24 protein-coding genes are annotated in these 24,549 nt (G+C 70.5%); 11 read left to right on the top strand and 13 right to left on the bottom strand.

The features are described 5' to 3' along the window. Positions 1-108 precede the first annotated feature (108 nt). The 4 genes from AB0D27_RS39515 to AB0D27_RS39500 form a co-directional block, all read right to left on the bottom strand. Positions 109-561 carry a nitroreductase/quinone reductase family protein gene (locus AB0D27_RS39515; protein ID WP_362518808.1) on the bottom strand — a complete coding sequence of 151 codons (453 nt, stop codon included), beginning with the start codon at positions 559-561 and terminating at the stop codon, positions 109-111. A gap of 89 nt (positions 562-650) precedes the next feature. Then, positions 651-1,247, bottom strand: a complete 597-nt coding sequence (locus AB0D27_RS39510) for a dTDP-4-dehydrorhamnose 3,5-epimerase family protein (RefSeq protein ID WP_362518805.1) — start codon at positions 1,245-1,247, stop codon at positions 651-653. Positions 1,248-1,265: 18 nt separating this feature from the next. Then, entirely contained in the window at positions 1,266-1,928 is a 663-nt protein-coding gene (locus AB0D27_RS39505) for a sulfotransferase family protein (protein ID WP_362518803.1), read from the bottom strand. An 18-nt stretch (positions 1,929-1,946) separates the two neighbouring features. Next, positions 1,947-2,402 (bottom strand): carboxymuconolactone decarboxylase family protein, encoded by a 456-nt coding sequence (locus AB0D27_RS39500; RefSeq protein WP_362518800.1) that lies wholly within the window; start codon positions 2,400-2,402, stop codon positions 1,947-1,949. A gap of 267 nt (positions 2,403-2,669) precedes the next feature. On the opposite strand from AB0D27_RS39500, the gene AB0D27_RS39495 reads away from it, so the two are divergent. The 6 genes from AB0D27_RS39495 to AB0D27_RS39470 all read left to right on the top strand — a co-directional run bounded on the left by AB0D27_RS39495 (position 2,670) and on the right by AB0D27_RS39470 (position 8,799). Next, on the top strand, positions 2,670-3,983 hold the full coding sequence (locus AB0D27_RS39495) for an amidase family protein (RefSeq protein WP_362518798.1): 1,314 nt from the start codon (positions 2,670-2,672) through the stop codon (positions 3,981-3,983). 2 nt (positions 3,984-3,985) lie between these two features. Further along, a complete protein-coding gene (locus AB0D27_RS39490) occupies positions 3,986-4,165 on the top strand; it encodes a hypothetical protein (protein ID WP_362518796.1) in 180 nt (59 codons plus the stop codon). A 2-nt stretch (positions 4,166-4,167) separates the two neighbouring features. Continuing rightward, positions 4,168-5,670: a glutamine synthetase family protein gene (locus tag AB0D27_RS39485; protein WP_362518794.1), complete on the top strand. Its 1,503-nt coding sequence runs from the start codon at positions 4,168-4,170 to the stop codon at positions 5,668-5,670. Between the two features lie 64 nt (positions 5,671-5,734). Beyond that, positions 5,735-6,529, top strand: a complete 795-nt coding sequence (locus tag AB0D27_RS39480; RefSeq protein ID WP_362518791.1) for a DUF3050 domain-containing protein — start codon at positions 5,735-5,737, stop codon at positions 6,527-6,529. A gap of 30 nt (positions 6,530-6,559) precedes the next feature. Next, positions 6,560-6,895 carry a 4Fe-4S dicluster-binding protein gene (locus AB0D27_RS39475; RefSeq protein WP_362518788.1) on the top strand — a complete coding sequence of 112 codons (336 nt, stop codon included), beginning with the start codon at positions 6,560-6,562 and terminating at the stop codon, positions 6,893-6,895. Further along, the gene (locus AB0D27_RS39470; RefSeq protein ID WP_362518786.1) at positions 6,892-8,799 is read left to right on the top strand and encodes a hypothetical protein; all 1,908 of its coding nucleotides are present in this window, start codon (positions 6,892-6,894) and stop codon (positions 8,797-8,799) included. Before AB0D27_RS39475 ends, AB0D27_RS39470 begins: the two co-directional genes overlap by 4 nt. Before the next feature lie 81 nt (positions 8,800-8,880). Here AB0D27_RS39470 and AB0D27_RS39465 read toward each other — a convergent pair whose 3' ends face one another. From AB0D27_RS39465 to AB0D27_RS39440, 6 genes are read right to left on the bottom strand one after another with little or no spacing between them, the layout of a single operon-like run. Then, a complete protein-coding gene (locus AB0D27_RS39465) occupies positions 8,881-9,624 on the bottom strand; it encodes an antibiotic biosynthesis monooxygenase (protein WP_362518783.1) in 744 nt (247 codons plus the stop codon). Between the two features lie 50 nt (positions 9,625-9,674). Beyond that, positions 9,675-11,162, bottom strand: coding sequence for an FAD-dependent monooxygenase (locus AB0D27_RS39460; RefSeq protein ID WP_362518781.1), 1,488 nt, complete (start codon positions 11,160-11,162; stop codon positions 9,675-9,677). Further along, positions 11,138-12,337, bottom strand: a complete 1,200-nt coding sequence (locus AB0D27_RS39455; RefSeq protein ID WP_362518778.1) for an FAD-dependent monooxygenase — start codon at positions 12,335-12,337, stop codon at positions 11,138-11,140. Before AB0D27_RS39455 ends, AB0D27_RS39460 begins: the two co-directional genes overlap by 25 nt. Further along, a complete protein-coding gene (locus tag AB0D27_RS39450; protein ID WP_362518776.1) occupies positions 12,334-13,293 on the bottom strand; it encodes an aromatase/cyclase in 960 nt (319 codons plus the stop codon). The genes AB0D27_RS39455 and AB0D27_RS39450 overlap by 4 nt, the downstream gene beginning before the upstream one ends. A 28-nt stretch (positions 13,294-13,321) precedes the next feature. Next, positions 13,322-14,803, bottom strand: coding sequence for an FAD-dependent monooxygenase (locus tag AB0D27_RS39445; RefSeq protein WP_362518773.1), 1,482 nt, complete (start codon positions 14,801-14,803; stop codon positions 13,322-13,324). 58 nt (positions 14,804-14,861) lie between these two features. Next, the gene (locus AB0D27_RS39440; RefSeq protein ID WP_362518770.1) at positions 14,862-15,890 is read right to left on the bottom strand and encodes a methyltransferase; all 1,029 of its coding nucleotides are present in this window, start codon (positions 15,888-15,890) and stop codon (positions 14,862-14,864) included. Between the two features lie 220 nt (positions 15,891-16,110). On the opposite strand from AB0D27_RS39440, the gene fabG reads away from it, so the two are divergent. Next, positions 16,111-16,896 carry a 3-oxoacyl-ACP reductase FabG gene (gene fabG / locus AB0D27_RS39435; RefSeq protein ID WP_362518768.1) on the top strand — a complete coding sequence of 262 codons (786 nt, stop codon included), beginning with the start codon at positions 16,111-16,113 and terminating at the stop codon, positions 16,894-16,896. A 34-nt stretch (positions 16,897-16,930) separates the two neighbouring features. Beyond that, positions 16,931-17,548, top strand: coding sequence for a disulfide bond formation protein DsbA (locus AB0D27_RS39430; RefSeq protein WP_362518765.1), 618 nt, complete (start codon positions 16,931-16,933; stop codon positions 17,546-17,548). 9 nt (positions 17,549-17,557) lie between these two features. On the opposite strand, the gene AB0D27_RS39425 is transcribed toward AB0D27_RS39430, so the two are convergent. The 3 genes from AB0D27_RS39425 to AB0D27_RS39415 all read right to left on the bottom strand — a co-directional run bounded on the left by AB0D27_RS39425 (position 17,558) and on the right by AB0D27_RS39415 (position 19,559). Continuing rightward, complete coding sequence (locus tag AB0D27_RS39425) at positions 17,558-18,436, bottom strand: NmrA/HSCARG family protein (RefSeq protein WP_362518762.1); 879 nt, start codon at positions 18,434-18,436, stop codon at positions 17,558-17,560. Between the two features lie 90 nt (positions 18,437-18,526). Continuing rightward, a complete protein-coding gene (locus tag AB0D27_RS39420; RefSeq protein WP_362518760.1) occupies positions 18,527-18,796 on the bottom strand; it encodes an acyl carrier protein in 270 nt (89 codons plus the stop codon). A 34-nt stretch (positions 18,797-18,830) separates the two neighbouring features. Then, positions 18,831-19,559, bottom strand: a complete 729-nt coding sequence (locus tag AB0D27_RS39415; protein WP_362518757.1) for an SDR family oxidoreductase — start codon at positions 19,557-19,559, stop codon at positions 18,831-18,833. Between the two features lie 262 nt (positions 19,560-19,821). Here AB0D27_RS39415 and AB0D27_RS39410 point away from each other — a divergent pair, with 262 nt between their 5' ends. From AB0D27_RS39410 to hemG, 3 genes are all read left to right on the top strand, one after another. After that, complete coding sequence (locus AB0D27_RS39410) at positions 19,822-21,306, top strand: FAD-dependent monooxygenase (protein WP_362518754.1); 1,485 nt, start codon at positions 19,822-19,824, stop codon at positions 21,304-21,306. A 43-nt stretch (positions 21,307-21,349) separates the two neighbouring features. After that, on the top strand, positions 21,350-22,810 hold the full coding sequence (locus AB0D27_RS39405) for an FAD-dependent monooxygenase (RefSeq protein ID WP_362518752.1): 1,461 nt from the start codon (positions 21,350-21,352) through the stop codon (positions 22,808-22,810). 122 nt (positions 22,811-22,932) lie between these two features. Continuing rightward, on the top strand, positions 22,933-24,411 hold the full coding sequence (gene hemG / locus AB0D27_RS39400; RefSeq protein WP_362518750.1) for a protoporphyrinogen oxidase: 1,479 nt from the start codon (positions 22,933-22,935) through the stop codon (positions 24,409-24,411). Positions 24,412-24,549: the final 138 nt, after the last annotated feature.

Genomic DNA, 24,549 nt, shown 5'->3' with positions numbered 1-24,549 from the left:
AAGGCGCTGCGGAAGCGCTCCGCGTCGTACGCGCTGTTGGCGAGCACGACATCGGTGCCGGCCCGGGTGAGAAGCCCGTCGACCATCTTCTCGTACTACTGACTCGTACTACTGAGGGGTGAGCTTGACGATCGGGTACTCCCGCTCGGACTTGCTCTGGTACTTGGCGATACGGGGCTGGGCGGTCGAGATGAGCTTCCACGCTTCTTCGCGCTCGGCGCCGCCGAGCCGGTGCGGCGTGATCTTCACCGGGCCGCGGCCGGGCAGCTCGACCGTCGCCTTCTCCGGGTTGGCCATCAGATTGGTGTACCAGTCCGGGTTCTGGCTTCCGCCACCCGAGGCGATGCTCAGCCAGGCGTCGCCTCCCTCGCCGAACCAGGCCACGGGAGTCTCCCGTGGCTGCCCGCTCCGGCTGCCCACCGTGTTCAGGATCAGCACGTCCATGCCCATGAACTGAGCCTTGCCGTCGCGGACCTTACGGATCATTCGGGCGTTCATTCTCTTCTGCATCCACCGGGAGAACGCCCCGGGCGTGCCCGACTTGCGCGTGTTCTCCGCCATCGCCACCTCCAGTCATTTCCCGCGCCTCGGGGCGCGATATCGAATCAGAATTGTTGCGGTCATTCGTCGCGCCCGCTACCTGAAACCAGTCAGAGAGCGAGGAAAGTACGCGGCAGGCATTGGTCATAGGTCGGCAGGAGACCGGCGGCCGCCGCCTCGGCCAGGGTGGGGGCCGCGGCGTCCTTGTCCGAGCGGATCGGCGGTTCCTTCAGATCCCACGGCAGCGCCAGCTCCGGATCGAGCGCGTCGACGTCGATCATCGTTCCCGGCTCGTACTCCTGCGAGCAGAGGTAGCTCATGCACGTGTCGTCGGTGAGGGCGAGGAACGCGTGGCCGACCCCGTCGGGCAGGTACACGGCCGTCCCCGTCTCCGGGCTCTGGTAGGTGACGTCGTAGTGGCCGAACGTCGGCGAACCCACGCGGAGGTCGACGGCGATGTCGAGGGCACTCCCCCGCACGCACGTGACGAACTTCGCCTGGCCGGGCGGGACCTTGGTGCCGTGAATGCCCCGGAGGGTGTTCCGCTTGGACACCGAGAAGTTGACCTGGCGGACCGCGAACCCCCAGCCGCTGTCGGCCAGCAGAGCGCTGGCCTTCACCGATTCGAAGAAATACCCCCGTCGGTCGCTCAGGGGCTCGGGTTCGACGCGGTACGCGCCGGGGACCGCCATTTCCGAGATCAACACCGAATGCTCCTCGCTGACTCAACCGGTGGAGACCGGGCCGGCTCCGGCCGCCTGGGCGATGCGCCGGCGCATGGACGCGGAGTCGTTGGCGTGCGGGAAGTCCTCCTGGGGAACCTCGACCCCGAGGAAGGCGCACAGCGGCTCCCACCCCTGCTTCACGTCGTAAACAAGGACGTTGTCCGAGCCGATGGCGCGCACGACCTCCTCGTTGTGCCGGTGGTAGACCTCGATGGCGTGGTCCTTGTCGGAAAAACGGCCGTCGAAAAGGCCGTCCCAGACCATGGCGCTGGTGACGCGGAACAGCCGGGCCTGCCGGGAACCGGGTTCCGGCGGGTTCTCCATGCTCCGGACGGCGAACTGGTACAGCGTGTCGTAGGTGCTGCGGTACCAGCTCTCGGCGTCGCGCACCGTGAGGATCACCTTGGCCTCGGGAAACGCCTCACTGATCCGCTGGTAGTAGATCGCGCAGGGACCGTCCACCGCGGAGGTGTAACCGTCGTACAGCTGCGGCCAGTCGGGGCGCTCTCCGTCGCAGACGATCTTCTCCCACTGCTCGAGGCGCCTCTCGTCGCCGACGATGTCGAACATGTGAAAGCAGGGGCCGAGACCGAGCCGGTCCAGGGCCACCTGCAGTGACGTCGTGCCGGTCCTGCCCAGACCGGCGTTGATGAGCTTCAGCACGGTGATGTGTTCCCTTCCTCAGCGCCAGGCCGCGGGTTCCTGCTTGGTGGCGACGTTCACCCGGTTCCAGAAGTTGACCAGGCCGATGTGCATGACCAGCGCGCCGAGCTGCTCGTCGTTGTAGTACTGGGCGGCGTCCTCCCAGACCGCGTCCGACGCCATGTCCTGCGGATCGGTCATCAAGGTGACGGCCTCGGCCATCGTCAGCGCGGAGCGCTCGGCGTCGGTGAAGCAGGACTCGGTCCGCCAGGTGGCCACCAGAGGGAGGCGCTCGTCCGCCTGCTCGGCCTTCTCGGTCTTCTCGGACTTGTCCGGGAGCGTGTAGACACGGCCGTTGATCTCGCTGACACGCAGCCGGACGAGGTCGAGGGTCGTCTGCGGCACGCCGACCTTGCCGATGACCTCGGTCAGGTCGAGCAGGGGCTGCAGCGCGCCGGGAACGACCAGGGAAGGGTTGTCCATCCGTGGAGTCATCGGGTCTTCTCCTGTGCGATAAGTACGTGTGAATTACCTCGGAAGCATGCTGCTCTCCGCCCGACCCATTCGCAAGGAATCCCGTTCAACTGCGGAATGCGCGCAGATGCAACACCCGCAATCTGTAAGTTGCAAGGAATTCAGACGATGACTTGTAGTGGTCTCGTGTCAAAGTCCACCGCAACGAAGAGTAGACAGCCGATCTGCCGTGGCATTCATGAAACACGGCAATTTCTTCTCGAGGGTCATTCCACGGTCGCCGAGCACGTGCTGGACGTGCTCACCGCCATCCGTGAGACGGACACCGAGCTCGGCGCGTACGTCGAGGTCGCGGAGGCCCGCGCGCTGCGGGAGGCCGAAGCGGCCGACCGCCTCCTCGCCGGTCTCGGCGCGGCCGCCTTCCGCGACCGGCCGCTGCTCGGCGTCACGGTGTCGGTGAAGGACCTCATCCAGACACAGGACATCCCCACCAGGCGGGGATCGCTGCTGCCGAACCGTCGCACCGCCGCCGACGCGCCCTCCGTGACCCGGCTGCGGGCCGCGGGCGCGATCGTCGTGGGGAAGACGACGACGTCGGAGTACGGATGGAGTGCGAGCACCGTCAGCCGGGTGGCTTCCCCCACCCGCAACCCCTGGGCACTCGACAGGACCGCCGGCGGCTCCAGCGGCGGGTCGGCGGCCGCTGTGGCGGCGGGCCTGTGCACCGCCTCGCTCGGCACCGACGGAGCCGGGTCGGTCCGCATTCCCGCGGCGTTCTGCGGCGTGGTCGGGTTCAAGCCCTCCTACGGGCGGATCCCCTACGTGCCGCCCTGTGCCGAACGGCTGTCCCATGTCGGGCCGTTCGCGCGAAGTGTGGCGGACGTCGCCGAACTCATGTCGGTGCTGGCGGGCCCCGATCACCGCGACCCCGACTCGGTGACCGCTCCGTCCGTGCCCGCGCCGGCGCTCACCCCGCTGCGTGTCGGCTGGATCGAGTTCCCGGGGACGTCCGGAGCGGTCCGCGACGTCACCGAGGGCGTCCTGCCGGTACTGACCGCGCTGGGACACCGCGTCGACCGCATCGAGGTCCCGTTCCCCGACCCGTACGGCGCCCTGGTGGACATCCTCGCCGCCGCCGACGCGAACGGCACCGCGCCGCAGGACGAGCCGTGGTGCGACGAGGGCCGGCTCGCGATCGTGCGCTACGGGCGATCCCTGAGCGGCGCCGCGGTGGCCCGCGCCGAACAGACACGGCTCGCCCTGCGGACGAGGCTCGCCTCGGTGATGGAGGCCTATGACCTGCTGGTCATGGCGACCGTCCCGATCGAGCCCTTCGCCGCCGACGCGATCGCCCCGCCCTGGGCCGCCGACCCCGGGGACCTGCGCTGGCTGGCGTGGTCCCCCGCGACCTACCCGTTCAACCTCACCGGCCAGCCCGCCCTGTCGCTGCCCGTCGGTCTCACGCCGGCCGGGCTCCCGGCCGGTCTCCAACTCGTGGGCCGGGTCGGCGACGACGACCTCGTGCTCTCGGCCGCCGAACTCCTCGAGACGGCGCTCGGCCCCACCCTGACCCGCCCCGGCATCCCAGCGAAAGGAACGTGATCATGGTTTCCAGCTCGTGGTCCCTGCACGGCGACGAGAGCGCCATCGGGCGCCCTCCGTTCGTCGAGCCCGCGGGCCGGGTCGCCGACGACTTCGTGCTCTCGGCCGCCGAACTCCTCGAGACGGCGCTCGGCCTCACCCTGACCCGCATCCTTCCCAGCATCGCAACGAAAGGAGAATGATCATGGTTTCCAGGTCGTGGTCCCTGCACGGTGACGAGAGCGGCGTCGGGCGCCCCTCGTTCGTCGCCGAGTTCGGGCTCTGGGACGACCGGCAGGCCGCCGCGGCCGAGCAGGTCGAACTGCAGTTGCAGGAGGTCGATCTCGTCCGGGTCGTGTTCTGTGACCCGCACGGACTCGCCCGGTCCAAGACGGTGCCCGCGAACGTGTTCCGCTCGGTGCTGCGCAACGGCATGGACTTCAGCGCGGGGCCGTTCCTCTTCGACACCGGACACGCCGTCGCCGTCGACTTCCTCGCCGACGCCGGTGTCGGGGTCGGCGAACTGCTCGGCGCGGGCGACTTCGTGCTCGTCCCTGATCCGCGCACGTTCCAGGTGCTGCCCAGGACCGAGCCGAGGACCGCCTGGGTGCTCGGGAACGAGTACCTGCGCGACGGCACGCCGCACCCGCTCTCCGCCCGCGACGTCCTGCGCCGGGTCTGCGCCGAGTACGCCAGGCACGACCTGTCCCCGGTCATCGGTCTCGAGGTCGAGTGGTACCTCACCCGGCTGACCGGCGGCCCGGTGGGCAACGCGGGCAACGGTTTCGGCCTTCAGGGACCCGCCCCCGAGGTGGAGGCCGTCAACCCCGGCTACCAGTTCAACCTCGACAGCTACTACGACTCGGTGGCCGACGTCGCCGACCCGCTGGCCGCGATGCTCATGAAACTCGGCCTGCCCCTGCGCTCGTTCGAGCACGAGTCGGGCCCCGGACAGCTCGAGACGACCTTCAACCCGATGCTGGCGCTGGACGCCGCCGACGCGATGCTGCTGCTCCGTACCCAGCTCAAGCAGGAGTGCAGGCGGCGCGGCTACCACGCGTCGTTCATGACCCTGCCGCGCCTCGCGAGCTTCGACCCCAGCGGCTGGCATCTCCACCAGTCCGTCACCAGCACGAAGACCGACCTCAACCTGTTCGCTGAGGGCGACGGCCTGCAGGACGCCATCTCCGCCGAGGGCGAGGCCTACATCGAGGGCCTGCTGTCCCGCGCGCGGGAGTTGTGCCTGCTGTCCGTTCCGACCGTGAACGGCTACCGGCGGCTGGCTCCGGAGTTCACGCTCGCCCCGACCTCCGTCGACTGGCGGTTCGAGGACCGCAGCGCCCTGGTCCGGGTGCTCAGCGGTGGCAGCTCGACCCACGTCGAGAACCGGATCGGGGAGCCGTGCGCCAACCCCTACCTCGCCATCGCCTCCCAGCTGCACGCCGGCCTCGAAGGGCTGCTCTCCGGCGTGCCGTCCGGCCGTAGCCCGCATCCCCCCCTGCCGAGGACTCTGCGCGAGGCGCTGGACGCCTTCCGCGCGAGCGACAGCGCCGAGCGGCTGCTCGGCGCACCGCTCCACAGCTGCTTGGCAAAGCTCAAGGAGAGCGAGGCCGCCAGGTTCGACGCCTGGTGCGCGGCCGAGCTTCCCGAGGGCGCCTCAGGCGACGTCACCGCATGGGAGCACCGCGAGTACTTCGGTGCCTTCTGAGCAACCCCTCAGCCAACGCAAACCCATCAGTCAACGCAAACCCGAGAGCAAGGGAAGATTCACCATGTCACGGTACGAATGGGATGGAACCCACCCGGCCATCGAGACGCTCAAGGGCGCCATCGAGCCGTCCCGTCAGAAGGTCCTCAGCCACCCGATCTACCACCAGCTGAACTCCGTGGACGCGGTCGTCACGTTCATGGAGCACCACGTGTTCGCGGTGTGGGACTTCATGTCCCTCCTCAAGTCCCTGCAGCGCCGGCTGACCTGCGTCGAGGTGCCGTGGGTGCCGTCCGCCGCCACCGGAAGCCGCAGGCTCATCAACGACATCGTCCTCGTCGAGGAGAGCGACGAGCTCGGCGACGGCTTCATCAGCCACTTCGAGCTGTACCTCGACGGCATGCGCCAGTCGGGCGCCGACACCTCGCGCATCGACGCCTTCATCGCCCTGCTGCGCGATGGGCGTCCCGTCCCCGCCGCGCTGCAGGAGGCGGGCGTGCCGCAGTCGGTGGCCGAATTCGTGGGAGCGACCTGGGACTTCATCGAGCACTCCCCCGTGCACTGCCAGGCCGCGGCGTTCGCCTTCGGCCGCGAGGACCTGATCCCCGACATGTTCGACCAGGTCGCCGCGCTCAACGCCGGCCACGGCTCGCTGTCCACCTTCGTCGACTACCTCAGGCGGCACATCCAGGTGGACGCCGAGGAGCACACGCCGATGGCGATGCAGATGCTCGCCGACCTGTGCGGCGAAGACGAGCTCAAGTGGGCCGAGGCCCAGGAGACCATCAACCGCGCGCTCGCGGCCAGGACGAGGCTGTGGGACGGCATCTCGGACGCGGTCACCGAGCACTCCCGCTGACGGGCCATCTCTTGTGAGGGTGAGCACACCATGCCGTGGGTAAAAGACACTCCTTCCGTAGCCACCACCGGACGCACCGAGCGGATCGCGCGGCAGTCCCGCGACGAGAACTGGAAAAAGCCACCGCGTCGCATCGAGACGTCGGAATGCATCACGTGTGACACGTGCCTGCGCAGCTGCCCGTCCGAGTTCGGGGCGATCTTCGACGACGGGCTCAACGTCGTGATCGTCCCCGAACTCTGCTCCGGCTGCCCGGTGTGCGTGATGGTCTGCCCCGTCGACTGCATCTACGTCGACGAGGAGTGGACCGCCACCGAGGCCCGCATGTGGGACCACATCGACGTGACAGTCAGGGGAACGGCATGACTTTCCCCACCGAGCGGGACGACACGCTCCCCCGCAGGGCCGCCCTGGCGAAGGCGCGGCAGAGCCGCAGGCCCAGCAGGCTCGGCCGGCCGGCCGGTGCCACGGACGAACCCGACTACCTGGTGACGCAGAACGCCGGGTTCCCGGCGCTGCTCAAACAGACCTGGCAGCAGGCGACCGACGCACCGGACCTGGCCGCGGCCGTGGACACGCTGCTCACGCTCGCCGGGCACGTCCCGGCGGACATCCAGCTGCGGGCGCTGCCCGTCGAGGACGAGACCGCGCTGAAGGTCCTGGTCGGCAGGTCCTGGCGGGACGACGTCGGCAGGTCCCGGCGGGACGACGTCCGGACCACCGATCGGGCCGACGGCTCCGCCACCGCGTTCCTCGGCGAGATCGGGCTGGACAAGAGCGGCCGGCTCGTCGTCCGGGTCCCGTCGAAGGGCCCGCTGAGCGGCGAGGCCGACCTGGTCGACGGCGTGCTGCGGGTGCCGTGGTCCGCCGAGGACCTCGCGGACTACCAGGCCGGGCTTGCCCTGGCCGCCGACCGGTGGCACGAGTCGGTCGCCGACTGCCGCCAATGGCTGATGGCGGTCGGCGCCGACGGCCGCCGTGACCTGCTGGAGGACCTGACGGAGGCGGCGATCAGGACCGCGCCGTTCATCCTCTACGCCGGTGAACGCCAGTACACCAACTTCCGCGACCAGAACACGCTGACGGGCAAGACGCTGCGGCCGGGTCACCCCGACTGCGCGCTGAGCAGCCTCGCGGCGGTGCCGCTCGAGCTGTGGTCGGACAGCGACGTGCTTCTGGTGGTCTGCCTCACGCTGCTGGTGCGGTCGGCCGGGTACGCCCGGATCGAGGAGGCCAACGGGACCCAGCTCACCCTCGACCACGTGGCCCTCCTCTTCGAGCGGACGCGCACGGCCTACAACGCGGCCTCCGGCGCGCTGCCCCCGGTGCCGGCCCCGGCCTCGCACGGGGTGGCCGCGCTGGGCGAGCTCGCGGAGGCGCTGGCCGGCCGGCGCCGGGAGCTCATGGGGAGCGTGCAGCTCTACCGTGAGATCTACGGCCCACTGATGCACAAGATCGAACGGGTCGCCGGTCCCGCAAAGGACGACGCGGAACAGCTGGAGGCCGAGCTCTGCGCACGCGTGCGCGCGCGGCTCCCGGTCACCGGCGAAACCCTCGCCGAACTGGCCGCGGACCTCGAGGCGTCGCCCGGCTGGCTGGCCGAACCGCACGGCGAGTTCGGCACGGGCCTGGAGTCCCTGGTGTACGAGACCGTGCGCGCGGCGACGGTGGTCTTCGACGCCGACTTCGCGATGAGCCGCGGGATGCGTTCGCTGCCCGCGCTGATCGCGGCGCTGCGCTCGGAGGAGTTTCCCAAGATCGCCGGTTGGGAGATCCCGCACTTCTTCTGCTGTGTCCTACCGTCGCAGGACTCCCGCCGGCTCTTCGGCGGCTCCGCCGCGCATCTGGCCGACACCGCGTGGGCCATCTCCTCGCGGATGCAGTACAACTCGTGGCACTTCCTGGTCGGGAACCTCCCGAAGGTCCCCGAGATCGCGGCACGTGACCACTTCGTCCCGCCGGTGATCCCGGACATCGCGTACTACTCCGACCAGCACCACAACGGCCACGTCGCGGCCAGGGTGCGCTTCACCGTCCGCAGTCCGCAGGCGGTGCAGGTGCTGGGCCGGAAGTTCAACGGGTTCATGGACCTGCGGCTGCTGCGCTGCGAGGGGCTGCCGTTCGACGAGCAGGATCTGCTGGCGGCGGACCGGGCCTCCGCGTTCATCGCGAAGGCGACGAGCCTGGCCGCCACGCTGGTCGCCGGCGGCGCGCACATCGAGGTCACCTCGTTCGACTCCCAGTGGCACTGGGACAAGATCGCGGCATAGCCGGAAAACACCGTGGGGCCCCTGGCTTTCCAGCCAGGGGCCCCACGTGTTTTCGCGTGTCCGGGAGGTGTGTCCGGGAGGTCAGGCCGCGACGGGCTGCGACGCGGACCGGGTGTGAACGGCGCGGTAGCTGTTCCAGTCGGCGCTCGTCGTCAGCGAGTTCCGCTTGTCCTGGAACCCGCGCCGGGCGGACGTCCACTCGGCCTCGGCCTGCGTGCGGAACGCGTCGTAGGACTCCTTGCCGTCCCACTGGGAGTAGACGACGACGAAGTCGTTGTCCGTGCCGACGGTCGCCAGGGTGCCCTCGCCGCCCTCCAGGTTGCGGGAGCGGATGCCGCGCAGCACGCTCTGCGAACGGTATCCGGGGACGTCCACCAGCCAGGAGTGGGCGGTCCCCTGCGCGGCGACCAGGGCGCGCTGCTCGGCGGGGTCCACGCCGAGGATCTCGATGACCGTGTAGTCGTCGCGGTCGGGCGAGACCTCGGTGACGTCGCCCAGCGCGGGGTGACGCCGGCTCAGCTCCACCTCGGTCTGCATCAGGCGGACGAAGGACGTGATCTCCCTGAAGACCGGAACGGTGTGGTGCTTGAACTCGCTGTCGTTGTAGCGCGACTCCAGGTCCTGCATGCCACGCCACTGGATGAAGTTCGCGGTTCCCGGCGTCTGTTCGCCACGGTGCACCGTGCTCGAGATCCAGCCGGGGAACGCCGCGGTGTCGACGATCGCCTTCATCTCCTTGACGAGCGTGTCCACCCGCGCGCGGGTGTCGGTCTTGAACAGGTTGAGGACGGTCAGGTGCCCGTCTTCGGGGTTGATGAACGGCATGGTTCCTCCTTGGTTGGCGTTGAGCGCCCGCGACGGCGGGGCGTCATGTCCTAGTGGGTGTCGCGGGGAGCGCCGAACCAGCGCCTCAGGGCGTCCGTCAGGCCGGCCGTCCCGGATCCGCCGGACCCGATCCAGGCGATGTAGCCGTCCGGCCGGACCAGCAGCGCCTCGACGTCCGCGAGCGCGCCCTCGGGCCGGGACTCCGTGGTGACGACGTCGACCCGGTCCGTCCACGGCTGTGCGGTGGCGCGCAGGTCGTCGTCGCCGCGCAGGTCGAGGACGAAACCGCGCCCGCCGTGCAGGAGTCCGTACGCGGTCGCCTCGCCGGCCGAGCCGCCGGTGAGCCCGAAGTCCGGCAGCCGGCGGGCGATCAGCGGGTGGTCGCCGCTTTGGGCGTCGTAGGCGATGTCGAGGCCCGTGACCATGCCGACCAGGAGCTTCTGGACGTCCTCGTAGGCCAGCAGCTCGGCGAAGACCGCGCGCATCGGGTCCATCTCGGGGCCGCCGAGGTACAGGCTGCGCTGGGAGAGCGTGTTGGCCAGGATGCGGGCCCCGACGGGGTGCCGCTCGGTGTGGTAGGTGTCGAGCAGCCCGTCCGGGGCGTGGCCGTGGATCTCGGCGGCGAGCTTCCAGCCGAGGTTGACGGCGTCGCCCACCCCCGCGCTGATGCCCTGCGCGCCGATCGGCATGTGGATGTGCGCCGCGTCCCCCGCCAGGAAGACCCGGCCCTTGCGGTACTCGGCGGCCTGGCGGCTGGAGTCGGTGAAGTAGCTGAGCCACAGCGGGGTGGCGCCGGAAATGTCGTCGCCGGTCACGCGCTTGAAGGCGTCGGCCACCTCCTGGAAGGTGGGGGGCTGCGACGTGGGCCGCACGCCGGCACCCCGCTCGAAGACGACGACGCGCGTGGCGTTCGGGCCGACGGGGAGCACGACGACCATGCCCGCGTCGCCGAGCTCGCCGGTGGGGCGCAGCCGCACCTGGACGTCGGCGACGTCGGCCATCAGCATCTCGAGGGTGGCCTCGTAGCCGGGGAAGTCGATGCCGGACAGGGTGCGGACGGCACTGCGTGCGCCGTCGCAGCCCACCACGTAGGCGGCGCGCAGGGTGCGCGGGCCGTCCGGCGTGTTGGCCCGCACCTCCACGCCGTCGTCTGTGGCGGTCAGCCCGGTGAGCTCCCAGCCGCGGCGTATCTCGGCGCCGAGGCCGGTCGCCCACTTGTTCAGGATCGACTCGGTGAACGCCTGCGGAACCCCCCGCACACCGAAGTTGCCGCCCGGCACGACGGTGTAGTCGAGGGGCATGCCGCCGAAGTGACCGAACGGGATGACGCCCATGTCGCCGAACTGCTCCAGCAGCCCGCGCTGACCGAACTCCTCCATTGTCCTGGCCGAGAAGCCGAGTGCGCGCGACTGCCGCATCGGCTCCGTCAGCCGTTCCAGTACGACGGCCTCCACGCCCGCAAGGCGCAGTTCGCCCGCGAGCATGAGCCCGCTGGGGCCCGCCCCCACGATGATCACGTCTGTGTCAAAGTCCTGCACTGTCTTTCCTGCCTTCCATGCGTATCTGCTCTTCGAAACCGGTGGTCGAGGTTGCTCGCCATCGCCGTCAGGTGGGCGCGGACCTGGTCGAGGCCGATCAGCTCGGAGACAACCGCGCGCAGCGGCTCGATCTCGGGGCCGCAGAGCATCAGCTGTTCCTGGGCCGCGACGTGGTCGAGCAGCCGGGCCGCGACGGGATGCCGTTCGTCGTGGAAGGTGTCGAGGAGTCCGGGCGCGGCCCGGCCGTGCACGGTCTCGGCGAGTTTCCAGCCCAGGTCGACCGCGTCCTGGAGCCCGATGTTGAGCGCCTGCCCGCCGACCGGTGGATGCCAGTGCGCGGCGTCGCCGGCCAGCAGGATCCGGCCGCGCCGGTAGGAGCCGGCCTGTCCCTTGGCGTTGTCGAAGGCGTCCAGCCAGACGGGAGTTCCGCCGGAGATGTCCTCTCCGGTCACCCGCTCCCAGACTTGGACGACCTCCCCGAACCCGGGCGGCCCCGAGCGTTCGGCCACTCCTGCACCGAACGCGTGCACCATCACCCGGGTGACGCCGTCGCGGGTGGCCGCCACCGCGAACCCGCCGTCGAGCCGTTCGAACCGGCGGTCGCGGATCCGGAGTCCCGTGAGATCGGCCCGCAGCAGTTCCTTCGTCGCCGCCGTGGCCGTCACGGGGAACCCGGCCAGTCGGCGCACCGTGCTGTGGGCCCCGTCGCAGCCCACCACGTACTCCGCCCGGATCTGCAGACGGCCGTCGGGGCCCTGGATCCCGCAGCGGACGTGGTCCGACTGCTCGGTGATCTCGGTCAGTTCGTGCGCGCGCAGCACGCTCGCGCCCAGCTCCACCGCGCGCTCGCCCAGGGCGGCCTCGGTGCGGTACTGCGGCAGCTTCCAGTTGCCCCCGTACGCGCTGTCCCCTGCGGACAGTGCGAACCCCAGCCCGCCGAAGTGCGTCCGCGGCTCGTGCGCGGCCTCGGCCAGCAGCGCGTCGAACCCGCGCTCATGCAGCAACTCGGCGGTCAGCGTGGTCAGCTGGCTGGCCCGGGACTCGGTCATCGGACCGGCCAGGCGCTCCACGACGACCACCGGGACCCGGGCCCGCCTCAGCTCGCAGGCCAGCAGGAGCCCGACGGGGCCCGCGCCGACGATGACGACCCGCGCGGCCGCCCGGGACAGGTTCACGGCCGCGTGCGGCCGCCGCCGACACCTTCGGCGTAGGCCTTCGCGAGGCCCAGTGTGGCCAGGCTGTTGCCGCTCAGGGCGGTGCGGACGAACTCCCGCGCGGTCTGGACCGTCGCGTCCTCACCGAGCACCTTGGCGATGTTCTCGGTGTTGATCCGCACCGTGTGCCGCGACGTCACCGACACCCCGCCGCCGTCGCGCTCCTCGATGAGCCAGCGCCCGGTGTGCAGCGTCATCAGCGCGGGCAGGACGATCTGCTTGTACACGATGGCCGTCGCCGGCTGGCACACGCGCACGGACCGCGTGGTGTGGGTGCTGCCGTCCTTCGTGCGGGTGTCCATCTCCAGGATCTGGAGTCCGGGCTCGTCCTCCTCCAGCGACACCCGGGCGACATGCGGCAGCCGCTCCTGCCAGAGGTGGGCCTCGTTGAGGAAGTCGTAGACGTCCTTGCCGCTTCCGTCGACCGTCACGGTGTCGTCGAAGGTGAGGAGCTCGTCGGGGCCGGTCGCCTCGGCGCTCGCCTTCAACGCCTGGAGCTCCGACGCGCTGTTGCGGTCGACCGCCTCGCTGATCCAGTCGAGATCAGCGGGGTCGCGGGTCGCCGCGTGGAACTCGTGCAGCAGGCGCACCCGGCTCGAGGTCGCGGAGACGGGCTCCACCACCCACGCGCCCCACATGCCGCCGACCGGGTGCTGCGACCGCTCCTGACGGAACGTGACGCTCATGCGCTCCGGTTCGTGCCGGCGCCGGGAGGTCCACGTCTTGGCCGCGCCGTTCGCGGTCGCCCAGAGCCGGATCACCTCCGTGTCGCCGTCCTTGTCGACGACCTCGGCGTGCACGGTCGGGGGAAAGATCTCCGGCCACCTGCCGACGTCCGCGATCAGCGCGTACACCAGTTCGGCGGGGGCGGAGACGTTGATCTCGTGTTCCGTTTCACGTACCGCGTTCTCGGTCACGTTCCTTCTCCTCTCGGTAACGGAGCCTCTAGCGGGTCTCGCCGAACCAGCGCCGCAGCGCGGCCACGAGACCGCCTCCGTCCGGCGCGGTCCAGGCGATGTAGCCGTCGGGGCGGATGAGCACCGACTCGGTCGCGGCGCCGCCCTCCTCCGGTCCGGCGGGGAAGCTCTTCACCCGGACCAGGTCGACGCGGTCGGACCAGCCGGCGGCGGCCCGGCTCGTCTCGTCCGAGGCGTCGGCGGTGATCAGGACGCCCCGGGCCGGGTGCAGCAGCCGCGCGATCCGGTCGTGGCCGCCGTCGGCGAGCTCCAGCTCGCGGTCGGCCATCCGGCTGCCGAGCAGGGGGTGCGCCGGCCGGTCGAGGTCGGGTCCGCCCAGCTCGTAGCCGATGTCGAAGCCGCTCACCATGCCGGACAGATGCCGTGCCACCGCCGGGATCGCGATGAGCTCCGCCATCACGGTCCGCAGTGGCTCGACCGACCTGCCGGTGAGGTTGAGCGTCCCCTGGGCGAGCGTGTTGCGCAGGACCCGCGCCCCCACCGGATGGCGCTCGGCGTGGTAGGTGTCGAGCAGGCCCTCGGGGGCCCGGCCCTTGACCGTCGCCGCCAGCTTCCAGCCGAGGTTGAAGGCGTCCTGCACGCCGACGCTCAGCCCCTGCCCACCGGCGGGAAGGTGGATGTGCGCGGCGTCCCCGGCCAGCAGCACCCGGCCGCGCCGGTACTCGGTGGCCTGGCGGGTGGCGTCGGTGAAGCCGCTCACCCAGCGCGCCTCGGCGTGGTGGATCGAGTCGCCGGTCAGCCGCTGCCAGGCGTCCGCGACCTGAGTGAAGGTCACCTCGCGGCTCCGGTCCGGCGGCGTCCCGTTCTCGCAGACGATGATGCGGGTGTAGCCCTGCTCCAGCGGCGCCGCCATGACCATGCCGTTCGGCAGCAGCTCACCGATCATCCGCGGCTTGATGTCGCAGCCGCTGACGTCTGCCAGGTACATCTCGCGGGTGGCGTCGGAGCCGGCGAACTCGAAGCCCGCCAGACGCCTGACGGTGCTCCGCCCGCCGTCGCAGCCCACCAGGTAGCGGGCGGAGTACTCCTCGGGTCCTTTTGGCCCCCGCACGCTCGCGGCGACGCCGTCTCCGGTGTCGGTCAGGCCGGTGAACTCGTAGCCGCGGCGCAGGGACACACCCAGCTCCAGCGCACGGTTCTCCAGCACTTCCTCGATCTTGTACTGGGGCGCGCCGCGCACTCCGAAGTGCGACCCTTCCAGCACCCCGTAGTCGATCGGGATGCCGCCGAAGTGCCCCTGCCGGGTGACCTCGATGTTCTCCAGGCGTTCGAGGATTCCGCGCTGGTGGAACATCTCGGTGGCGCGCGCGGTGAAGCCGATGCCGCGCGACTCCCAGCTCCGCTCGGCCGCCTGCTCGAAGACGATGACGTCGGCGCCGCCGAGGCGGAGTTCGGCCGCGAGCGTCAGTCCCGCGGGACCTGCCCCGATCACAATGACATCGGTTTCCATGTTTTCCTGTCCTGAGCCTCGGCTTCTGCGATGGGAGACCGGCTGCGGCCGCCGGAAATCAGACCGGGATCGCCTCGATGATCGAGATCGGCGCGGTGGTGGGGACGGCTCTGGTGACCTTGAAGCCGGCCTTGGCGAACAGCTCGGTGTACTGCGCCAGCGTGCGGTCCTGGGCGCCGAGCATCAGCATCAGCCAGAGGTCGATGGTGTGGCCGAGGTGGTGCTCGTTGTTCTCGGGGAGCACGTACTCGATGACGAGCAGCTTGCCGTCGGGGCCGATCGCCTCGCGCGCGTTCCGCAGAGCCGTCACGGCGTCGGCCTCGGAGAAGTCGTGGATGATGTGCTTGAACACGTAGGCGTCGGCGCCCGACGGCAGCTTGCCGAGGTAGCCGCCGTGCTCGATCGTGAGCCGGTCCGCGACCCCCGCCGCCTCGAAGAGCGCCGGCGAGTCCACGGTCGCGACCTCGGAGTCGTACAGCACGCCCTTGACGTTCGGCGCCTGCTTGAGGATGCCTGCCAGGAGGTTGCCGCGACCCGCGATGACGTCCACGACCGTGTGGAACTGGGAGAAGTCGTAGGCGGCCAGGATCGGGTCGGTCTCCGACTCCGAGAGCTGGCCGAACGCGTGGAAGAACACGCTCGCGTATTCGGGGGTGGCGTGGAAGAAGTCCAGCGCGCCCATGCCACGCAGCTTCGGCAGGTTGGGCTCGCCGGTCTCCACGGTGCTGAACAGGTGACCCCACTCCTCCCACAGCAGTGGCTGGCTCATCAGCAGGGCGAAGCCGCGCACCGAGTCCGGCGCGTCGTCACGGAGCTTGTCGGACAGCGGCGTGTGCTCGAACCGGCCGTCCGGACGGACCGCGAACACCCCGTGGCCGGAGAGCGCCCGCAGGATCCGGTGGGTCGCCTTGGCGTCGGATCCGACCCGCTTGGCTATGTCCTCGACTGACAGCGGTCCGTCGGCGAGGACATCCGCGATGCCGAGCTTGGCCGCGACGGAAATCGCCTGGGTAATCACGGCACCCTGAATCAGATCGAGCAGCGAGTACGCGTCGGATTGGTCACGAACCTCGGACAATGCGGACATGACTTTCCTCTCGGAGCGCCTATTTCGTGGATTCCAGAGACGATAGGTCGGCACTTCTCAGACCCGCAACTCCGGCATTACTTGAATTGTCGCCTCGAACGTTCAACCGAAGAATCTGTGCGGTTGAACAGAACTACCTCTACCGCCGCTCGACCGGGAATCCGGTCCTCCTTGTCAGTTTGTTCCGGCCCCACATACACCCCAAGAAGGAGCAGACGGAATGGCGGACGACGAACAGCAGGTAGCGCTGATCACCGGCGGAACGAGCGGAATCGGCCTGGCCATCGCCGAGAACCTCGCGAGCCAGGGGCACAGGGTCTTCCTCTGCGCGCGGAACCCCGAGACCGTCAAGGAGACGGTCGACAAGCTCCGGGCGGACGGCCACGACGCCGACGGCCTGGCCGCCGACGTCCGGAATCCGGGCGACGTCGCCCGCCTCGTCGACACGGCCGTCGAGCGGTACGGGCGGATCGACATCCTGGTCAACAACGCCGGGCGCAGCGGCGGGGGCGCGACCGCGGAGATCGCGGACGAGCTCTGGTACGACGTGATCGACACCAACCTGAACAGCGTCTTCCTGATGACGCGCGCGGTACTCAAGGCGGGGAACCCGGTCGAGCGCGGCTGGGGCCGGATTATCAACATCGCCTCGACCGGCGGCAAGCAGGGCGTCGTGCTCGGCGCCCCCTACTCGGCGTCCAAGCACGGTGTCATCGGCTTCACCAAGGCGCTCGGGCTCGAGCTCGCGAAGACGGGCGTCACGGTCAACGCCGTCTGCCCCGGCTACGTGGAGACCCCGATGGCGCAGCGGGTGCGGCAGGGTTACGCCGCGCACTTCGAAACGACCGAGGCGGAGATCCTCGAGCGTTTCGAGGCGAAGATCCCGCTCGGCCGCTACTCCACCGCCGAGGAGGTGGCCGGCCTCGTCGCCTATCTGGTCTCCGACGCGGCGGCGCCCGTGACCGCTCAGGCGATCAACGTCTGCGGTGGCCTCGGAAACTACTGATCGCGATCCCACAGACCCATCAAGGAGGCCGACGTTGCCGCACGACACCCCGATCCCGGTGGACTTCTGGTTCGACCCCACCTGTCCCTGGGCGTGGCTGACCTCCCGCTGGGTTCTCGAGGTCGGGCGGCGACGGCCCCTTGAACTCCGCTGGCACCTCATGAGCCTGACCGTGCTCAACGAGGGGCGCGCCGACCTGCCCGAACGCTGGCACCGGGACCTGGCCCTGCGCATGGAGCCGGTGCGGGTCTGCGCCGCCGCCGAACGGACGTACGGATCCGAGGTGCTGGGTCGGCTGTACACCGAACTCGGCACCCGGTTCCATCTCGAGAAGGCACCCAAGGAGCGGTCCACCTATGAGGCGGCCCTGGCCGCCTCGGGCCTCGATCCCGCCCTGGCCGACGCGGCCGGGTCCGACGCGTTCGACGCCGCGGTGCGCGCCTCGCACCACGACGGCATCGGCCGCGTCGGCACCGATGTGGGCACCCCTGTCATCGCGGTGGGAGACGTGGCGTTCTTTGGCCCCGTGGTGACACCGACCCCGCGCGGCGAGGCCGCGGTGAAGCTCTGGGACGGCGTTCTCGCCGTGGCCGGGACCGACGGGTTCTTCGAACTCAAGCGCACCCGTACCCGCGATCCGATCTTCAGCTGAGATCCACGGTCAGCGTCGTGACTCGACCAGGGGCGCGGTCCAGTTGTCGCTGAGCCAGGTCTCCAAGGAGACGAGGTCCGGCCTGATCCGGCGGAGTTCGGGCAGGTCGGCGTGGTAGCCGTCACGCTCGAACCAGTCGAACATGTTGGCGAGGTCCGCGCGGGACGCGCGCAGCGGCTCGATGGGCAGCTGCTGGAACCGGGTCGGGACGCCGGACACGGCCTCGAACGCCGCGGCCATCTGCGGTCCCGTCAGATCGTCACCGGCGATCTCGACCGCACGGCCGATCCAGACGTCCGGGTTCTCGAAGGCCTCCGTGGCGAACGCGCCGATGTCGCTTGTGGCGATGAGCTGCACCGAGGTCTCGGGGTCCAACCACAGGGACAGGACGAGCTCGCCCTCCACCGGGCGCGGGGCTATGTCGAGGAGGATGTCGTGGAACATGACCGGCCGCAGCACCGTCGTCGGCAGATCGAGCGTCAGCAGGTACCGCTCGATCCTCAGTTTGCTCTCGAAGTGCGGGACACGGGTGTCCCGGTCCGCGCCGCCGACCGAGCTGTAGACGAAGTGCTTCACCCCGGCCCGGACCGCGGCGTCGGCCACCGCCCTGCCCTGCCGCTCCTCGGCCTCGACCCCGCCGGGGCCCCGGAACGTCTGGACGCTGAACACCCCGTGGACGTCCTTCATCGCCGCCAGCAGCGACGCCTCGTCGTCCATGTCACCGCGGACGAGGACCGCGCCCGCCTCCCCGAGCGCCCGCGCCTCCTCCTTCTGCGGGTCGCGGACCAGGGCGTGCACGGTTCGCCCGCGCCGCAGCAGTTCGCGGGCCACCGCCCCGCCCTGCCGGCCGGTACCGCCCAGTACCAGGATCGTTCCTTCAACCGCCACTGTCTGCCTCCATGTCTCTTGCCCGCCGGGTCCTCGCCCGGCATGACGATCAGATGTGATGGCCGCGAACGGCCGCGGTCCCTCGGGGGATCAGACCGCCGTCATCACCTTCAGCTGCAGCAGCGAGTTGACGAAGTCGACGAGTTCCCGAGCGGTGTTGATCCCGCCGACCTCGTCTTCGGAGAGCTCGATGCCGTAGTCCCGCTCGATCCTGCTGTGCGTCTCGAGCAGCGCGAGGGAGTCGTACCCCAGCTCGTCGAAGGGACGGTCGGCGGCCTGCTCGAGCGGCAGCGCGTCCTCGGCCTCGCCCGCGCACTGGCGCATGATGGTCTGGAGGTCGCTGATGGTGATCTGGAGCACAGCCATTCCTCTTCTCTGTTGGTGACGTTCCGCGCTACCACGGAACGGATCCGTCATCCGCCAGGCACGCGCCTGACGGGCCGGCCTCGTCCAGCAGGGCGAGCCGGACCGCGATCACCGCTCCTTCGGCGGGTGTCCGGTGACCGCGGTGGTGGTTGATGTCCGTGGCCACCACTCCGGGGAGGGCGGAGTTGACCTTGATCGGGGTCCCTCGCAGCTCTTTCGCATACGCGACCGTGACCGCGTTCAGCGCGGTCTTCGAGGACTGGTAGGCGATCATGTTGACGCCCGCCAGCGGGGAGCCCGGATCCGAGTTCAGGGTCAGCGACCCCACATGGCTGGACAGGTTGACGACACGGCCGGCCGGGGAGCGGCGCAGCAATGGCAGCATCGCGTGGGTCACGGTGACCACGCCGAAGACGTTGGTCTCGTAGACCTCCCGCAGGTCGGCGGCCCGCGCCTCGCTGGGCGTCCCGGTGAAGCCGCCCGCGACGCCGGCGTTGTTCACCAGGATGTCCAGGCGTCCGTACCGCCGTTCGATCTCGCGGGCGGCCTCGGCCACGGAGGCCGGGTCCGTCACGTCGAGCCGGAGCGGCACCGCCGTGACGCCGTCGCCGGCCAGCGCGTCGGCGGCCTGCTTGCCGAGCACCTCGTCCCTCGCGCCGACGATGACGACGATCCCCTGCTCACCGAGCTGCCGCGCGATGGCGAATCCGATGCCCTTGTTGGCGCCCGTGATGAGCGCGATCTTCTCGACCGACACGTCTTTTCCTTTCGTGAGGGGCGTTCCGCTTCAGGCGCGCCGAATTGCTCAGGCATTCACGGTAGTAAGAGGCAAAAGCCGGGAGCACCTCCGACATTGCCATTCGCGCTCCGCGTTCAAGCGTTCAAAATCCGCGTTCAAGCACGCTGAATCCGCGGTCGAACGCTCGACCGGCGCGCGCGCATTCAACTCATTGCGGTCGAACATGGCGCTGGGTAGCTTCACAATGGCCAACTATTGCCGCAGCGCAGAGGGCCTGAATATGAAAACAACTGACGTCATAGTGGTCGGTGCCGGGCCTGTCGGCCTGATGCTGGCCGGAGAACTCCGCCTGGGCGGGGTGAACGTGGTCGTCTACGACAAGCTGCCCGCCCCGACCGGGGAATCCCGTGCCCTCGGCTTCAACAGGCGGGCCGCCGAGTCTCTGGGACAGCGCGGGCTGCTGCCTCGGCTGGGCGAGTTCCGGTGGGGCCCGATGGGACACTTCGGCGGGGTCCGCTTCGACCTCGGCATGCTCGATGAGGATCACAGCGGAGTGCTCGGCCTGTCCCAGGCCAGGACCGAGGAGGCGCTGAGCGGCTGGCTGGCCGAGCTCGGCGTCCCGGTGCGCCGCGGCCACGAGGTGACCGGGCTCCGCGAGAGGCCCGAGGGCGTCGTGGTCTCCTTCGCCGGCCCCGACGGCCCCGACGAGGAGACCGCCGCGTACCTGGTCGGCTGCGACGGCGCGGGAAGCACCGTCCGCACGCTGGCCGGAATCCCGGCTCCCGGCTGGGAGGCCACCCGGGGCATGTACACCGCGGAGATCACCGGCGTCGCCCTGCGCCCCCGGCCCATCGGCGAGCGTCTTCCCGGCGGCAGCATGGTGGTGTGCACTCCGCTGGGCGACGGCCGCTTCCGCGTCGTCATCCACGACCTGGCCCTGCCCGCCCGTCCGGACCCGGGTTCGCTGACGTTCGCGCAGGTCGCCGACGCGTGGCGGCGGCTCACCGGTGAGTCCATCGACCACGCGGAGCCCCAGTGGCTGTGGGCCTGCGGCAACTCCGCCGCGCTGGCCGAGGACTACCGGCGCGGCCGGGTGCTCCTGGCGGGCGACGCCGCACACGAGATCCCGCCGCTGGCCGCGTGGGGGCTCAGCGCCGGACTGCAGGACGCCGTGAACCTCGGCTGGAAGCTGGCGGCGACGATCAAGGGCTGGGCACCCGAAGGCCTGCTCGACACCTACCATGCCGAACGGCACCCGGTCGGGCGGGAGTTGATCCGCAACGCCCGGGCGGCGGCGAAGATCTACCTCGGCGAGGCCGCCATGGACCCGATCCGCGAGGTCATGGGCGAGCTGCTGGCCCACAAGGGAGCGGCGGAGCAGGTCGCCGGGATCGTGAGCGGCCTCGGCATCCGCTACGACCTGGGCAAGGGCGACCACCCGCTGCTCGGCCTGCGCATGCCGCCCGACCGCGAACTCACCCTCCCCGACGGCACCCGCACCCGCATCGCCGACCTCCTGCACACCGGACGCGGCGTGCTCATCACCACCCACAGCACAGAGGCACAACTCGCGCAGGACCTGACCGACCGGATCGACGTCGTCACCGCAACCTGGACCACCAACCCCGACCCCGCACTGCACACAGTCCTCATCCGCCCCGACGGCTACGTCGCCTGGACCTCCCCCGGCAGCACCGACGACCTCCCCAAGGCCCTCGACCGCTGGTTCGGCACCACCCGCGTCCCCCAGCCCGCCGGCCGGTGACCGGCGGCATCGACGGAACCCCCATCGGAACAGGAGCGTATACATGGCCAGGGATGTAATCGTCGTCGGCGCCGGCCCGGTCGGGCTGATGACGGCAGGCGAACTCAAGCTCGGCGGCGTGGACGTCGTCGTCTACGAGAGGCTTCCCACCCCGCCGCGGGAGTCGCGCGGCGCGAGCTTCACCAAACGCACCGCCGAGTGCTTCGACCAGCGGGGCCTGCTCGGCCGGCTTGGCGAGACCGAGCCCGCCGACAGCCACTTCGGCGGGGTGCCGATCGACCTCGGCATGCTGGCGGAGGACCACTACGGGCACCGGGGGATCTCCCAGTTCCGCACCGAGCGGATGCTGGAAGGCTGGGTGACCGAGCTCGGCGTGCCGATCCTGCGCGGCTACGAGGTGACCGGCTTCCAGGAGACCCCCGACGGCGTCGTGGTGGCCGTCGACGGCCCCGACGGCCCGGGTGAGGACACCGCCGGCTACCTGATCGGCTGCGACGGCGGGCGCAGCTCCATCCGCAAAATGGCCGGGATCGGCTTCCCCGGCTCGGATGGCGAACGCGGTTTCCTCACTGCCGACGTCACCGGGATCGACACCCGTAAGCGGCGCATCGGCGAGAACCTGCCGGGCGGCAGCATGGTCATGGCGATGGACCTGGAGAACGGCGTCACCCGGGTCGTCGTCCACGAGGCCGGGACGCCGCCGCGCGATCGCGGCTCCCTCACCTACCCCGACCTCGCCGACGCCTGGCAGCGGCTCACCGGCGAGTCCATCCACCACGGGCAGTGCCGCTGGATCAGCTGCTTCACCGACGCCTCACGGGCCGCCGCCGAGTACCGGCGCGGCCGGGTGTTCCTGGCGGGCGACGCCGCACACGTACAGCCCCCGGCCATGGCGCAGGGATTGAGCGTGGGCGTCCAGGACGCCGTGAACCTCGGCTGGAAGCTGGCGGCGACGATCAAGGGCTGGGCACCCGACGGGCTGCTCGACACGTACCACGCCGAACGCCATCCGATCGGGGAGCAGCTGGCACGCAACGCCCGCGCAGCAATCGAGCTGCGGCTCACCGGCGAGGACATGGACCCGGTCCGCGGCGTCATGGCCGAGCTGGTCTCCCACCAGGACGCCGCCGAGCACCTGGCCGGAATGCTGAGCGGCCTCGGCATCCGCTACGACCTGGGCAAGGGCGACCACCCGCTGCTCGGCCTGCGCATGCCGCCCGACCGCGAACTCACCCTCCCCGACGGCACCCGCACCCGCATCGCCGACCTCCTGCACACCGGACGCGGCCTGCTCATCACCACCCACAGCACAGAGGCACAACTCGCGCAGAACCTGACCGACCGGATCGACGTCGTCACCGCAACCTGGACCACCGACCCCGACCCCGCACTGCACACAGTCCTCATCCGCCCCGACGGCTACGTCGCCTGGACCTCCCCCGGCACCACCGACGACCTCCCCAAGGCCCTCGACCGCTGGTTCGGCACCACCCGTCGGTCCTAGGGTCCAGCCGCCCTCGACCGGTGTTCCGGGGCTCCCGGCCAGACTGCCGAAACCCGACTCGGCGCCGTCCGTCGGCGCCGGGACGGGCTCTACGACACCGTAACCATGAAGGAGCTGGTGGAATGGCTGGCAGCGAATGGGATCAGGCGAGCGGAAAGCCCCATGTGGTCATCGTCGGGGGTGGTATCGCGGGACTGGCGGCGGCGTTCTATCTGCGGAACGAGCCGGTCCGGGTGACGCTGCTCGAGGGATCGTCCCGGATCGGCGGGAAGCTGTCGGTCTCCGAGGTGGCGGGTGTCGCAGTCGACGAGGGCGCCGAGTCGCTGTACCTCAACCGCCGCAAGACCACCGGACTGATCAAGGAGGCCGGGCTCGGCGACCGGATCATGTCGGCGGGCGTCACCGCGTCGGCGATCTGGACCAGGGACGAGATCCGGCAGCAGCCCGACCGCCAGTTCATGGGCGTGCCCTGCGACATGGACGACCTCGCCAGGTCCGGCGTGCTGTCCGCCGCGGGGCTCGACCGGGCGCGGCAGGACCTCGCGCTGCCCTCCTTCGACCGGGACGGCGACGTCTCGGTCGCGGCGTATGTCGGGGGCCGGCTCGGCCAGGAGGTCGTGGACCGCCTCGTCGACCCGTTCCTCGCGGGCGTGTTCTCCGGCCGTGCCGAGGACCTGTCGTTCGAGGCCACGCTGACCCCGCTGGCCATGGCGTCCCGCAATCACGTCTCGCTCGCGGACGCGGCGGGCTCGCTGACGCCGCACCTCGCGGAGGGGGAGAAGCCGCCGCCCGTGAGCGTCGCCACCCTCGAGGGCGGGTTCGGTTCGCTGCCCCCCGCGCTCGTGCGGGAGGTGCTGGCCGCCGCGCCGGACGCGTCCGTGCGCACCGGGGCCCCCGTCAGGGAGCTCGCCAGGAGCGCGGGCGGCTGGCGGCTGACCGTGGGCCCGGTCACCGACCCGGAGCACATCGACGCGGACGCCGTCATCGTCGCCGTTCCCGCCGGTCCCGCGAGCCGTCTGCTCGCCGGGGTCCCCGGAACGGCCTCCGCCGTCTCGGCGCTCGCCGAGGTCCCGTACTCGAGCGCGGCGACAGTCACGCTCGCCTACCCCCGCGCGGCGTTCCCCGGCGGGCTCTCCGCCCGCGGATACGCCGCCTACCGGGTGCCCGCGGTGGAGGGGAAGGTGGTCAAGGAGGTCACGTTCACGACCGTGAAGTGGCCGCACCTGGCGGGCGAGGTGGAGATCGTCCGCTGCGCGCTCGGGCGATTCGGCGAGGAGCACCTGCTGCTGCGCGACGACGCCGATCTCGTCGCGCTGGCGGCGGCCGAGATCGCCGAGGCCACCGGCGTGACCGGCGGTCCGGTGGCGACCCGGGTGAGCCGCTGGGACGACGCCCTGCCGCAGTACACCGTCGGCCACCTGGACCGCGTGAAGCGGATCCGTGAGGCGGTGGCGACCCAGCCCGGACTCGCGGTGTGCGGCGCCCTGTACGACGGCGTGGGCGTCGGTGTCTGCATGACCACCGCGCGCAAGGCCACCGACCAGGTCCTCACCTGGCTGAAGAAGGACGCCGCCGCCCGTTCGGTCGCGGTCGGCGTCTGAGGAAGCCCGCCCGGAACGGATTCGTTCCGGGCACAGAAGTGGGGGGGGGCGGGCCCCGGGGGCCGGCCCCGCGAGGGGTAGGGGGGGGGCTGAGACGGGGCCGGGGGCGGGGGCGCGCGCGGCCCCAACCCGGGGGCG

Origin of the sequence: Streptomyces sp. NPDC048415 (assembly GCF_040651675.1) — a bacterium.
Taxonomy (GTDB): domain Bacteria; phylum Actinomycetota; class Actinomycetes; order Streptomycetales; family Streptomycetaceae; genus Streptomyces.
The sequence above is the reverse complement of the archived record's forward strand: the minus strand, read 5'-3'. Positions and strand labels throughout refer to the sequence as shown.